At 38.3% G+C, this 12,033-nt stretch carries 14 protein-coding genes and 2 tRNA genes; 6 read left to right on the plus strand and 10 right to left on the minus strand.

Annotated elements, in window-relative coordinates; genetic code table 11:
* Window positions 1-214 precede the first annotated feature (214 nt).
* The 10 genes from ACFI4Z_RS00400 to ACFI4Z_RS00445 all read right to left on the minus strand — a co-directional run bounded on the left by ACFI4Z_RS00400 (window position 215) and on the right by ACFI4Z_RS00445 (window position 9,064).
* Entirely contained in the window at window positions 215-436 is a 222-nt protein-coding gene (locus ACFI4Z_RS00400; RefSeq protein ID WP_462668870.1) for a DUF2835 family protein, read from the minus strand.
* 3 nt (window positions 437-439) lie between these two features.
* Window positions 440-3,034, minus strand: coding sequence for an aminopeptidase N (gene pepN / locus ACFI4Z_RS00405; protein ID WP_462668871.1), 2,595 nt, complete (start codon window positions 3,032-3,034; stop codon window positions 440-442).
* Window positions 3,035-3,079: 45 nt separating this feature from the next.
* The gene (nhaC, locus tag ACFI4Z_RS00410) at window positions 3,080-4,543 is read right to left on the minus strand and encodes a Na+/H+ antiporter NhaC (protein WP_462668872.1); all 1,464 of its coding nucleotides are present in this window, start codon (window positions 4,541-4,543) and stop codon (window positions 3,080-3,082) included.
* A 173-nt stretch (window positions 4,544-4,716) separates the two neighbouring features.
* Window positions 4,717-6,750 (minus strand): carboxy terminal-processing peptidase, encoded by a 2,034-nt coding sequence (gene prc / locus ACFI4Z_RS00415; RefSeq protein ID WP_462668873.1) that lies wholly within the window; start codon window positions 6,748-6,750, stop codon window positions 4,717-4,719.
* A 26-nt stretch (window positions 6,751-6,776) separates the two neighbouring features.
* Entirely contained in the window at window positions 6,777-7,427 is a 651-nt protein-coding gene (gene proQ, locus ACFI4Z_RS00420; protein WP_462668874.1) for an RNA chaperone ProQ, read from the minus strand.
* A 14-nt stretch (window positions 7,428-7,441) separates the two neighbouring features.
* Complete coding sequence (locus ACFI4Z_RS00425) at window positions 7,442-7,720, minus strand: hypothetical protein (RefSeq protein ID WP_099294012.1); 279 nt, start codon at window positions 7,718-7,720, stop codon at window positions 7,442-7,444.
* On the minus strand, window positions 7,717-8,178 hold the full coding sequence (locus tag ACFI4Z_RS00430) for a GAF domain-containing protein (protein ID WP_099294014.1): 462 nt from the start codon (window positions 8,176-8,178) through the stop codon (window positions 7,717-7,719). Before ACFI4Z_RS00430 ends, ACFI4Z_RS00425 begins: the two co-directional genes overlap by 4 nt.
* Window positions 8,179-8,309: 131 nt before the next feature.
* A complete protein-coding gene (locus tag ACFI4Z_RS00435; RefSeq protein ID WP_462668875.1) occupies window positions 8,310-8,699 on the minus strand; it encodes a hypothetical protein in 390 nt (129 codons plus the stop codon).
* 130 nt (window positions 8,700-8,829) lie between these two features.
* A tRNA-Ser gene (locus ACFI4Z_RS00440) sits at window positions 8,830-8,920 on the minus strand.
* 53 nt (window positions 8,921-8,973) lie between these two features.
* A tRNA-Ser gene (locus tag ACFI4Z_RS00445) sits at window positions 8,974-9,064 on the minus strand.
* A 252-nt stretch (window positions 9,065-9,316) separates the two neighbouring features.
* Between ACFI4Z_RS00445 and ACFI4Z_RS00450 the strand changes: the two genes are divergently transcribed.
* From ACFI4Z_RS00450 to ACFI4Z_RS00475, 6 genes are read left to right on the plus strand one after another with little or no spacing between them, the layout of a single operon-like run.
* Complete coding sequence (locus ACFI4Z_RS00450; protein WP_394191101.1) at window positions 9,317-9,982, plus strand: Bax inhibitor-1/YccA family protein; 666 nt, start codon at window positions 9,317-9,319, stop codon at window positions 9,980-9,982.
* A 55-nt stretch (window positions 9,983-10,037) separates the two neighbouring features.
* The gene (tusD, locus tag ACFI4Z_RS00455; protein WP_462668876.1) at window positions 10,038-10,391 is read left to right on the plus strand and encodes a sulfurtransferase complex subunit TusD; all 354 of its coding nucleotides are present in this window, start codon (window positions 10,038-10,040) and stop codon (window positions 10,389-10,391) included.
* The gene (gene tusC, locus ACFI4Z_RS00460; RefSeq protein ID WP_462668877.1) at window positions 10,388-10,744 is read left to right on the plus strand and encodes a sulfurtransferase complex subunit TusC; all 357 of its coding nucleotides are present in this window, start codon (window positions 10,388-10,390) and stop codon (window positions 10,742-10,744) included. The genes tusD and tusC overlap by 4 nt, the downstream gene beginning before the upstream one ends.
* The gene (locus ACFI4Z_RS00465; RefSeq protein ID WP_462668878.1) at window positions 10,741-11,007 is read left to right on the plus strand and encodes a DsrH/TusB family sulfur metabolism protein; all 267 of its coding nucleotides are present in this window, start codon (window positions 10,741-10,743) and stop codon (window positions 11,005-11,007) included. The genes tusC and ACFI4Z_RS00465 overlap by 4 nt, the downstream gene beginning before the upstream one ends.
* 3 nt (window positions 11,008-11,010) lie before the next feature.
* Complete coding sequence (locus ACFI4Z_RS00470; RefSeq protein ID WP_462668879.1) at window positions 11,011-11,340, plus strand: TusE/DsrC/DsvC family sulfur relay protein; 330 nt, start codon at window positions 11,011-11,013, stop codon at window positions 11,338-11,340.
* A 2-nt stretch (window positions 11,341-11,342) separates the two neighbouring features.
* Entirely contained in the window at window positions 11,343-12,014 is a 672-nt protein-coding gene (locus ACFI4Z_RS00475) for a pseudouridine synthase (protein WP_462668880.1), read from the plus strand.
* The last annotated feature ends 19 nt before the right edge of the window (window positions 12,015-12,033 follow it).

The raw sequence follows: 12,033 nt of genomic DNA on the forward strand, positions 1-12,033 counted from the left end.
TGATCAAGTTGTTGTTTTTAGTGTAGTAGTAACGATAGAACCGAAACATAAAAATTACAAACAGAACGCGTTCAAACGACTATAAATTTACAATTTAATTGGCGTTTACGTAATGGTAAGACGTCCTACCAGATAATTTATACACGTAAATTAACAATAGGACAAATTGAATTAACAAAAATACAATATAAATATGAAATTTTTTAGAAAATACTTAGCTAACACGCTCTAAGCGAACAAACTTATTATCTAATGTTAACAATAAACGAAAGCGCCCTCTTACTCCTAAAGAAGAAATAAAAGGACGTAAATGGTGGGCATCAAAGCGAACTTTTTTGCCCCCATCTTCAATAACCTGGACTGATCTATATTTACCATCGTAGTAATCTAAGCACTGGTTGTAAGTCAGGTTTAAAAAAAAGTAATACTCACGCATAGGTCATTTTAACGCTTTTTCAACTTTTTCAAATAAGTCATCACTTAAATTTTCTAATGAAGCTAATCGCATTAATTGAGCTTTCATTCCTTGCGCCCGTTTAGTGTCATAGCGCCTCCACGACATAAATGGTGTTAACATACGAGATGCATTTTGGGGATTGATTGAATTGAGCTTAATAAGTAAATCCCCCAAAAGCGCATAACCTGCGCCATCTTGACGGTGGAACTGTGCAGTATTAAAGTGGCTAAAGCTACCAACAAGTGCACGAACTCGATTTGGATTAGAAAAGTCAAAACATGGGTGATCATATAAGCGTTTTACATGCTCAATTGCCCCTTCTTTGGATTGCATAGCTTGTAAAGCAAACCATTTATCCATTACGAGCACATCATGTCGCCATTGGCTGTCAAATCGAGCAAGTAACTCATCGCACAGCGGGTGTTGAGCTTTTACAACGGCGCTAAGACTCGCCAAAGCATTCGTCATGTTAGTTGATTTTGCACTAAGGGCTAGGCAATCTGCTGCATCATTAGTGTCAGACTTAGCTAAATAATGTAAACACTGTCCTTTTAAAGCACGTATTGCTACAGCACTAGCATTAAGCGAGCCATCATCTATAAGGCTGTTATAGCATGACAAAATTGGCTGGTAGAGTTGTTGCGCAATTTGTTGTTCAAAACATGCGATAACATCAACGATCTCATCAACAGGTACTATTTCAAACTCAGCTGCAAGTGTATCAAACGTTGGAAGTTTCAATAATTCAGCAGTGAGTGCTAAATCGCCAGCTCTATCTGTCACAAGCTCGGACAGAGTATCTATTACAGCGTCACTTAGTACAGCATTTTCAGATTCAATAATGGCGTTTTTCACAGCATTAATGAACAAGGTTTGCTGAGCATCCCAACGAGAAAAATCACTACGTGCGTAGCGTATAATATGCAAAAGTTGGCTTTCGTTAATCTCATGATCAAGAATGCATGGTGCTGAGAAGTCCTCTAGTAGCACAGCAACGGGCTGAGTTGTAAAGCCATCAAAGGTAAATTCCTGATATGTTTCTGTCACATTCAATACTGAATCAATGCAGACATTCTGATATTTTAAATCGAGACTTCCACCTTTTTCATCAAGCAATTCAATTGCAAACGGAATATGCAGCGGTTTATGCCCGGGGTAATTACTAGGAGGGTGCTGCTCAATCGCTATTTTTAATGTTCCGGTATTTTTATCAAACGATTGCTTAACAGTTAACCTTGGTGTGCCTGGTTGGCTATACCAATACTTAAACTGAGTAAGATCAATTCCTGATGCATCACTCATTGCGCAAACAAAGTCATCACATGTAACGGCTTGACCATCATGACGTTCAAAATACAGCGCCATGCCTTGTTGAAATTTCTGCTCACCCAAAAGGGTATGCATCATACGAATAACTTCTGCACCTTTGTCATACACAGTCACAGTATAAAAGTTATTCATTTCAATGACTTTTTCTGGCCTAATTGCATGTGACATTGGGCCTGCATCTTCACTAAATTGATGTGTACGCATCACTTTTACCGCATCAATACGGTTGAGCGCTCGCGACCCTAAATCACTACTAAACTCCTGATCACGAAACACAGTCAGCCCCTCTTTTAATGAGAGCTGAAACCAGTCACGGCAAGTAACACGATTACCAGTCCAATTATGGAAGTATTCATGTCCTACAATCGATTCAATCGTGTGGTAGTCTTTATCTGTTGCAGTTTCTTGGTTTGCTAAAACACATTTAGAGTTAAAAATATTTAACCCTTTATTTTCCATTGCACCCATATTGAAAAAATCAACTGCAACGATCATATATATATCAAGATCATATTCAAGATTGAAGCGTTCTTCATCCCATTGCATTGATTTCTTTAAAGAGGCTATAGCATGCGGTGTTTTAGATAAATTTCCTTTATCAACAAATAATGCCAGATCCACACTGCGACCACTTTTAGTAATGTACTTATCTGTTAGTACATCAAAAGAGCCTGCTACTAGTGCAAATAAATAACTCGGCTTTTTAAATGGATCCTGCCATTTAGCATAATGAAGCCCATTATCTAATTGACCTTCTGCAGTCTTATTACCATTTGATAGTAAGTGTTCAAATTTTTGTTCAGCTATTATCGTCACATCAAAGCTGGCCAACACATCAGGTCTATCTAAAAAGTAGGTAATCTTTCTAAATCCCTGTGCTTCGCACTGCGTACAATAGGCTCCTCCTGAAAGGTATAAGCCCTCTAATGAAGAGTTGGTATCAGGAGACGTCTCAGTAACAATAGTTAGCTGGCAGCTATCGGGTAAATTCTTTACAATTAATTGTTCTTTTTCTACTTGGTAGTCAGCATGCTTTGAGCCGTTTAACTCTACTGAGATAAGTGTTAAATCAACCCCGTCCAAAATTAAATCTGTATTAGATTTATCTACTCTTTCTAATTGTAAAACAGCACTAACACGCGTATTTAATGGTTTTAGCTCAAAAGTTAAATCAACATGTTCAATTGTGAATTCTGGGGCTTTGTAGTCTTTAAGATATTGCGCTTTGGGCTTATTAATTGCAGTCATAAGGTAACTCCAAATTAGCTCCTCCTTCAAGGAGGAGCATTTATTTTATGCGTGTTGCTTTGGCTTGATACGTAGAATTTTAATGCCTAAATAAGCATAAACAACGGCCAAAAATGGATTTATTAAATTGAAGAAAGCATAGAATAGATAATCTAATGGGTTTACATGTAAAACACTTTGCATATATGCGCCACACGTATTCCAAGGGATTAATGGGCTGGTAATAGTACCGCCATCTTCCAATGTTCTTGATAAGTTAACAGGCTTCAAACCACGCTTTTCATATTCGTCTTTGTACATGCGACCAGGCACAACAATAGCAATATACTGATCAGCTGCAATTACGTTGGTACCTATACAAGTTGCAATAGTGGCTGTAATTAATGAACCAGTGCTCTTTGCTATTTTTAAGATGCTCTTTACAAATATATCTAATAAACCCGTTTTTTCCATAATTGCGCCAAACATCAGCGCAGTCATGATCAACCAAGTTGTAGTTAACATACCAGCCATGCCACCACCGCTTAGTAATGAATCCATTTTTTCATCACCAGTGATTATATTAAACCCGTCGAAAAAAGTGGCCCAGATAAGTTTAAAATAACCAACTAACTGTCCTTGAGAAACGTCAATTTGGCTCGCTATTAAATCCGATTGAAACAACATTGCCCAAACAGCACCAATAACTGCACCTATTGAAATTGCAGGGAATGCCGGCATTTTCCTAATAGCTAAAACAAGTAGCACAATCAAAGGAACCAACATTTCTAAACCAATATTAAAATTTTGTTCAAGAATAAGTGTGATTTCATCAATACGCCCAGCTTCATTGGCTGCACTAGCATTAAATCCCATTACAATAAAAATAATCAACGCAATGATAAAGCTAGGTACGGTTGTCCAAAGCATGTGGTGTATATGTTCAAATAAATCTGCACCAACAACCGCAGGTGCCAGATTAGTGGTTTCTGAAAGTGGACTTAATTTATCACCAAAATAAGCACCTGAAATAACAGCGCCTGCGGTAACCACCGGATCTAAGCCTAAACCAGTAGCAACCCCGAGCAATGCAGTACCAATAGTCGCAGCGGTTGTCCACGAGCTGCCAATGCTCATAGCTACAATACCGCAAATTAAGCAACTTGCGGCATAAAACCAACTAGGATCAATAACCTGCAATCCGTAATAAATCAAGGTGGGCACTGTGCCTGAAAGCAACCAAGTACCAATTAAAGCACCAACCATAAGTAATATTAAAATCGCACCTAGCGACAAAGTAATCCCTTCAATCATGGCATCTTCTAACTTTTTCCATGTGTAGCCATTTTTTAGCCCGATCAATGCCGCTGTAAACGTTGCAAATAATAGTGCAATTTGGTTTGGGCCTGATGATGAACTATCACCGAATAAATATACAGCAGCACCTAATAAACAGATGAGCACAGAAATAGGTATTAGCGCGTCAAAGAAACTCGCTTTGTTGATTGGTTTTTCTTCTACTGGATTCAAAATTGAAACTCCCACGTGTTGTTGTCTACACGCTTAATTATTATTTTTTAGCACAGAAACGATACAATAATACATCATCTCGTTCTGGGTTTAATCGTCGATTATATCAATTTCATATGCTTTAGGCAGCAAAAAAGGCGCTTAAGCGCCTTTTTCGTAGTTTTAAATCGCTACTATTTCTTAGCAATACGTCCAAACTTTATGTAATCTTGCGTGATTAATGCCGCCTCTTCTAAAAATGGGTCTAAATCATCAAGAACGTCAGGAACATCTTCTAAGTCTTTCACTGGCTGTTCACCAAGACGAACTAAGCGCTCATTTGTACGCTTGAGGGCTAGAGCATCATTCTCTTCTTTTTCTTTAATACGATTAGCTTCAACTAAAGAAATTGTTTTACGATCTTTTTCTTCGTTATACCTAGCGATATCTTCAAACACATAACCAAATTCAGGCTCTTTCTTAATTCTATCAATGTGTTGTTGCGATATATGGTTAATAGCAGATTTTAAATTGTCAACAGAATTATATTTAGCTCTAATAATGCTATCCCATGGTAATGCATTATCTTCTTGGCTTTCACCCCACTCTGCCGGGTCAATCGCTGACGGGAATGAAATATCCGGGATCACACCTTTATGCTGAGTGCTTCCTCCATTGATGCGGTAAAATTTTGCAATAGTATATTGTACGCTACCTAAAGGATTATCATAAAGATCATAAGCACGGCCAAGGCCTTTATGTTGCTGAACAGTCCCTTTACCAAAGGTTTGCTCTCCTATCACAATTGCTCGGCCATAATCTTGCATAGCAGCAGCAAAGATTTCAGAGGCTGACGCACTGTAACGGTCAACTAAAACAGTTAATGGGCCATCGTAAAACGTTATGCCGTCTCTGTCTTTTTGTTCTTCAATTCGGTTGTTAAGTGTGTGAATTTGTACCACTGGACCTTGATCAAAAAATAGCCCTGAAAGTTGCGTTGCTTCGTATAACGAACCACCGCCATTTTGTCTAAGGTCTATAATAATGCCGTCAACTTTAGCTTCTTTTAATTTCGCAAGCTCAACTTTGACATCTTTCGATAGATTATTATAAAAACCAGGAATTTCAATTACACCAATTTTACTGGTTAGATCAGAGTATTTAGCCTCGAATACTTCAGATTTGGCTGCGCGATCTTCTAACCTAATTTTATCACGAACGATCTCAACGACCTTAGGAGTACCGTGGGTATCAGCGCCTTTAAGATATTGTAAGCGAACTTTGGTGCCTTTAGGGCCTTTGATTAGGTCAACTACATCATCTAAACGCCAACCAATAATATCAACAAACTCTTCACCATCTTGCGCTACACCAATAATACGATCATCCGACTTAATTTGTTCAGATTTATCCGCTGGACCACCAGGTACTAAACTACGTATTACAGTGTAATCTTCATCGTAGCCTAAAACAGCACCAATCCCTTCTAATTCGAGATCCATGTCCATTTTAAACTGTTCGGCTCGGCGTGGTGAAAGGTAAGAAGTGTGAGCCTCGATACTTCTAGCGAATGAATTCATTACAATTTGGAACGCATCTTCACTTTTAGTTTGTACTAAACGTTTTTGTGCGTTTTGGTAACGCTTGGTAAGTACTTTTTTAATACCAGGCCAATCTTTACCGGTCATTTTTAATCGTAACGCATCATATTTAACACGCTCTCGCCACAGCTCATCAAGCTCAGCTTGAGATGATGCCCATTGTGCATCTTCACGATCAAAATAATATTCATCGTCTTTATCAAATGTCATTTCAGTTTCAAGCAATTGTAATGAGTAATCATATCGCTCGAACCGTCTTTTCATACTCAAATTGAATATATCAAACGTAAAATCAAGTTTGCCAGTCGTTAATGCATTATCAAGTTGGTTGCGGTATTGCTCAAAAGACGCAACATCCGCAGCCAAAAAGACGCTTTTATTAAAATCAAGGGATTCGATATAACGGTCAAATACTTTACTAGAAAGCACGTCATTAAAACGAATTGGTTTGTAGTGTGCACGAGTAAATAAGTTCGCCACCCGTTTGCTAGCCGTACTATGCTGACTTTCTTGCTCCAAAACAGGCAAGTCTTTTACTGTCAAAACATCAGTAACGTCTGTAGATGCAAATAAAGACCCAGTATAGAGGGCCGCGACTAACGGAATGAGCGTAAACTTCTGACTCATACACAACTCCTTAATTTATATACAGCTTAAACTACGTAAAGGCTGTCTGCTTTTGTTTTAACTTGCATGCCCGTTACTAACTCAACATGAACATCATCTTTGTTCACTTCAGTGATAGTCGCATTTACAAGTGCTTGGCCAAGTTTAACTTTAACCTTGTTATTAACCTTGACCTCACTTGATGGTAAAGGTTCAATTTTACCTGAACGCTTAGCAGGTGCTGCTTTAGCATTAGTATTGTTAACCTTAGCGTTTTTATCACCATTTTTAACGAACTGACCCGGTTTCTTTTTGTAAGATTTTGTGTCTGAATCATTACGAGGACGCTGTGCTTTTTTGCGTTTTGCCATTTTTGCACGGCTTTCTTCAAGCGCTTTTTGAGCATGATCAATATGCTCTTGCTCTACTTTTTCACCCTGATTCCCATCTAAATCAATACGAAATTCAGACTTAGTAACGGCTTCTAAATAACGCCAGTTCGATGTGTATTTTCTTAAAGCTTGACGTACCTGAGTTTTACTTACTTTCTCAGATCCTTCAATACGCTCAGCAATATCTTTAAAGATACCTACTTTAAGCGGTTTGATGCCGTCTTTTTGTTTAAAACATTCTGGAAATTCTTGATATAAAAAATCCAGTACTTCATTGATATCTTTTAGCTTGTTTGTGGTTTCCATTTTAGAACCTTTTGTTACATCTTTTCGTCAATTGACGAATCGACATAGTGTGTTACCCAGTCGGTCAACTCTTCGAACTCAGCCTCAACCAGCGCCATATCGCCACGAAGGTGTTCCCAAATACCATTAATAATTTCATCGATTAATTCACACTCAAGGTCATCTGGAAGACGTTCCCAAGCAATATGAATCAAATCGTTTAGCGTTTCCGCTACGTGTTCTTCATCCCCTTCCCAATCACCAACATCAGCAATGGCAAACAGATAATCCTGTACATTTAATAAATCTTTCATGCAAGCGTTGCCTCAAAACAGGCAGCTAATGCTTCAAGACCTTTTTGATCGTCGCTACTGAAGCGAGCAATACTCGGGCTGTCAATATCTAAAACAGCAAACACTTTACCGTTTTTAAGGATCGGTATTACTATTTCAGAGTTTGAAGCAGCATCACAGGCTATATGACCTGCAAATGCATGCACATCTTCAACAAGTTGAGTTTTTGCAGTCGCAGCAGCTGTTCCACAGACCCCTTTTCCTACAGGAATACGTATACACGCTGGATTGCCTTGGAACGGACCGAGTACTAATTCTGATGGAGAATCCATTAGATAAAAGCCCGCCCAATTTACATCGTCTAATGATGTAAAAAGTAACGCACTTATGTTAGCCATATTAGCTATAATGTTTGTCTCACCAGTAATTAGCGACTCAGTTTGTTTAACTAATGACTGGTAAAATTCTTGCTTTTGCATACCAAACTACTTCTTATCAAACATACAGTAGTTAAAGGTACTCTTTGTGGCCAATAATTGAAACCTTTTCAAGTCAAAAAAAGACAATTTACGCTAATTTTCAGCAGGCTTGGTTATTATTTCCACTATTGTTACTCAGTCTTTTTTAAACTTGCTTTTCTTAATCCATATAAAAATAAACCAGCGGCAACAGCAGACATTGAGGTATTAACTAAAAACACCATTCCTTGTGTTGCACTAAGCAAATAGCTAAAAATAGCACCACCTAGCAAACCAAGCGTTAGCACACCCGAATAATTCACTTTGGCGTATTTAAACATCAATAAATATCCAGGTACAACAAATGCTGCCATCGTTAAGCCGACGATATGGGCATTGGCAATTGCACTCATAAGCAAATTAAAAAAGATTGTGATCGAATCACCATTTAAGGTTAGTGCGTAATAAGCACCTAACAAACTACCAATGATAATGGGAGAAAGTAGCGACAACGCAACGCTCTTTGCAAGCCTGTGTTTCATTAAGCGTCCTAGATATAAAAAGTATTTAGCTTAATCATGCATGATGTTTTGCTACTTCGAAACAGAGACTATGGTCGTAATTATTATTCACCAGACACAAAAAAACCCGCTGAAAGCGGGTTTTTTTATATGGTGGAGAGATAGGGATTTGAACCCTAGAGGGGCTACAAACCCCTGCCGGTTTTCAAGACCGGTGCATTCGGCCACTCTGCCATCTCTCCGAAACTGCTATAAGTTACAAGTAAGAGTGTACTCATAACTATTTTAAATTAGGTGGTGGAGAGATAGGGATTTGAACCCTAGAGGGGCTACAAACCCCTGCCGGTTTTCAAGACCGGTGCATTCGACCACTCTGCCATCTCTCCGACGGCGTGCATAATAGATAAACCCGTGCTCTTTGTGAAGCTTTTTTTGCAAAAAACTTTTCAAGTGCTTAAAAAACAATTAATTTGCGCACTCTTCACACAAACCGGTCTAATAATCAAACAAATGGGAACTTTTATATTTATTTTATGGTCTATTGAACTACAATCATTTGCCCAAATATATAACTCTTGATAATCTAACTCTAGTTAATTATCGGAACTACAATAAGTTTCACTTAAAGGAGCTCTACAATGGCATTTAATCATTCGTACAATACCGCTAAACCGGTTATGTCGACCATTGAAACAAACAAGGTACTTAAAAATACCTATTTCTTACTGGCCATGACATTAGCATTTAGTGCAGTGACGGCTGGTATCTCAATGGCATTACAACTACCTTATTTTATGGGGTTAGTATTCACACTTATTTCGTTTGGCTTACTATTTGTAGTCAACAAAAAAGCGGATAGCGCATCAGGTGTAGCTTGGGTATTTGCTTTTACGGGTTTAATGGGTGCCGGTTTAGGGCCACTTTTAAACCACTATGCGGCAATGCCTAATGGCCCTATGCTAATTATGCAAGCGCTAGGTTCTACAGCTCTAATTTTCCTTGGCCTTTCAGCTTATGCTCTGAATACCAAAAAAGATTTTTCTTTTATGGGTGGGTTTTTAACTGTTGGCTTACTCGTTGTTATAGTTGCAAGTATTGTTAATATTTTTATCGGCAGCTCTTTAATGTTTATGGTGCTTAATGCAGCTGTAGTATTAATTATGTCTGGACTTATTTTGTTTGATACTAGCCGTATTATTAACGGCGGCGAAACAAATTACATCCGCGCAACTGTTTCTTTATACTTAAGCGTATATAACTTATTTACTTCATTGCTTGCTCTACTTGGCGCAAATAATGACTAATTAAAAAGTTCTGTTAAAATAGCCCCTCTTTAGGGGCTTTTTTATTGGATATGTTTTGGCACGATTTGTACTTTCATTACACTGCGCACCGTCAGATCACGACACCACTCAACGACTATTCAAATTCGCAACCACTTGTCTAGAACAAGGGCATAGCGTTGATACTATTTTTTTATATCAACAAGGCGTGTACCATGCCAGCAAAGACATTAATTTAGCAACAGATGAGCTTGCTATTGCATCGCTTTGGCAAACGCTACACAAGCGCGGTATTAAACTGATGCTGTGTATTACTGCCGCTGAAAAGCGTGGTCTTAATATTGATGCCACGAATTTATTTACCGTTGCAGGCCTTGCCGAATTTGCGATGCTCGCCAGTGAAGCTGATAAATGGGTGCAATTTAAATGATCAACGTCCTTGTCTTAAGTCAACATAGTCCTTTTGATGATATGCATATTAGAGATGCTCTCGACATGACACTCATATTTGCAGCTATCGAGCAAAATATAAGCTGGTTGTTTACTGGCCCAGCTGTACTGGCATTAAAAGAAAATCAAAATCCTGAATCACTAGGGCTGAAAAATTATTTTAAAAGTATAAAGACTTTAGAAATTTATGACGTTGAAAACATCTATGTATGTGAGAAGTCTTTACTTGACTATAATTTGAGTAAAAATGATCTGATAATCAATGTAAAACCTTTAAACTTTAAAGCTCAAAGTCAATTAATTAGTGCGCAACAACAGGTTGTTAATTTATGAGCACATTACACATTTTTTCTAAACCTATTAGTTATTACGACAACGAACGACTCGTTAACTTAATACAACAAAACGACACTGTTTTATTGGTCGGGGATGCTTGCTACTCACAAAAGCTTTATGGCCAGCTCTGTGACAAACTTTTACTTTTATCGGATGATGCTAAAGCCCGTAACATTGAAATTATGCTACAAAATACCGCGATCGATTATGAAATGTTTGTAGCAAAAACCCTATCTTCCTCTCAGTCTATAACTTGGTAACTCATGCTAGAATTTAATAACCAACAAATCGAAACAGATAAACAAGGCTACCTCCTTGATCATCAACTCTGGACACCTGAGCTTGCACCAATATTAGCCGAACAAGAAAGTATTGATCTTACTAAGCAGCATTGGGAGGTTATAAACTTTGTCCGCGATTTTTATCTTGAATACAATACCAGCCCAGCCATCAGAATGTTAGTTAAAGCCATGGCTAAAGCGCTTGGTGAAGACAAAGGCAACAGCATTTACCTTTATAAGCTTTTCCCGAAAGGCCCGGCTAAGCAAGCCACTAAAATTGCAGGACTGCCAAAACCAGCACGGTGCATATAACTATGACAACAAATACACCCAAAAACAGGCGCAGCAGCGGGCGAAGTTTTAGTCGAGATTTAACGTCTCGTAATAAAAAGCCGCGACACACAAGCAATAAAAGAGAAGTCAAAGAACAAATTCCTTTAAGTGAGCGAAAAATTGTTTTGTTTAACAAACCATTTGATGTGTTATGTCAATTTACTGATGACAGTAATCGTCAAACACTCGCTAACTTTATTGATATTAAAAACGTTTATGCTGCAGGACGCTTAGATAGAGACAGCGAAGGGTTATTACTTTTGACTAATTGCGGTAAATTGCAAAACACACTTACTGCACCAAATAAAAAAACCAGTAAAACATACTGGGTACAAGTTGAAGGTGAGCCGTCAGACGAGGCAATTGAAGCGCTACGCAAAGGCGTACATTTAAAAGATGGTATGACACTCCCTGCAGATGTTGAACGTCTCCAGCCACCGCATTTATGGCCGCGCAATCCCCCCGTGAGAGATCGCAAAAATATTCCTACCAGCTGGTTGAGTATCAGTTTAACTGAAGGCAGAAACCGCCAAGTTAGACGCATGACAGCCCATATTGGACACCCAACATTAAGGTTAATTCGTTATCAAATTGGCCAATACACCTTAGATAATATTAAAAATGGCGAGTATAAATTACTTCAAGGTGAGTAATTCCCCTTAGGCAGAACGC

Source organism: Pseudoalteromonas sp. RWi3 (genome assembly GCF_054960735.1).

Bases quoted from the DNA above. Each gene is read 5' to 3' on its own strand.
- ACFI4Z_RS00400 (WP_462668870.1), bottom strand. From the start codon at position 436: ATGCGTGAGTATTACTTTTTTTTAAACCTGACTTACAACCAGTGCTTA.
- pepN (WP_462668871.1), bottom strand. From the start codon at position 3,034: ATGACTGCAATTAATAAGCCCAAAGCGCAATATCTTAAAGACTACAAA.
- prc (WP_462668873.1), bottom strand. From the start codon at position 6,750: ATGAGTCAGAAGTTTACGCTCATTCCGTTAGTCGCGGCCCTCTATACT.
- proQ (WP_462668874.1), bottom strand. From the start codon at position 7,427: ATGGAAACCACAAACAAGCTAAAAGATATCAATGAAGTACTGGATTTT.
- ACFI4Z_RS00425 (WP_099294012.1), bottom strand. From the start codon at position 7,720: ATGAAAGATTTATTAAATGTACAGGATTATCTGTTTGCCATTGCTGAT.
- ACFI4Z_RS00430 (WP_099294014.1), bottom strand. From the start codon at position 8,178: ATGCAAAAGCAAGAATTTTACCAGTCATTAGTTAAACAAACTGAGTCG.
- ACFI4Z_RS00435 (WP_462668875.1), bottom strand. From the start codon at position 8,699: ATGAAACACAGGCTTGCAAAGAGCGTTGCGTTGTCGCTACTTTCTCCC.
- ACFI4Z_RS00450 (WP_394191101.1), top strand. From the start codon at position 9,317: ATGGCATTTAATCATTCGTACAATACCGCTAAACCGGTTATGTCGACC.
- tusC (WP_462668877.1), top strand. From the start codon at position 10,388: ATGATCAACGTCCTTGTCTTAAGTCAACATAGTCCTTTTGATGATATG.
- ACFI4Z_RS00465 (WP_462668878.1), top strand. From the start codon at position 10,741: ATGAGCACATTACACATTTTTTCTAAACCTATTAGTTATTACGACAAC.
- ACFI4Z_RS00470 (WP_462668879.1), top strand. From the start codon at position 11,011: ATGCTAGAATTTAATAACCAACAAATCGAAACAGATAAACAAGGCTAC.
- ACFI4Z_RS00475 (WP_462668880.1), top strand. From the start codon at position 11,343: ATGACAACAAATACACCCAAAAACAGGCGCAGCAGCGGGCGAAGTTTT.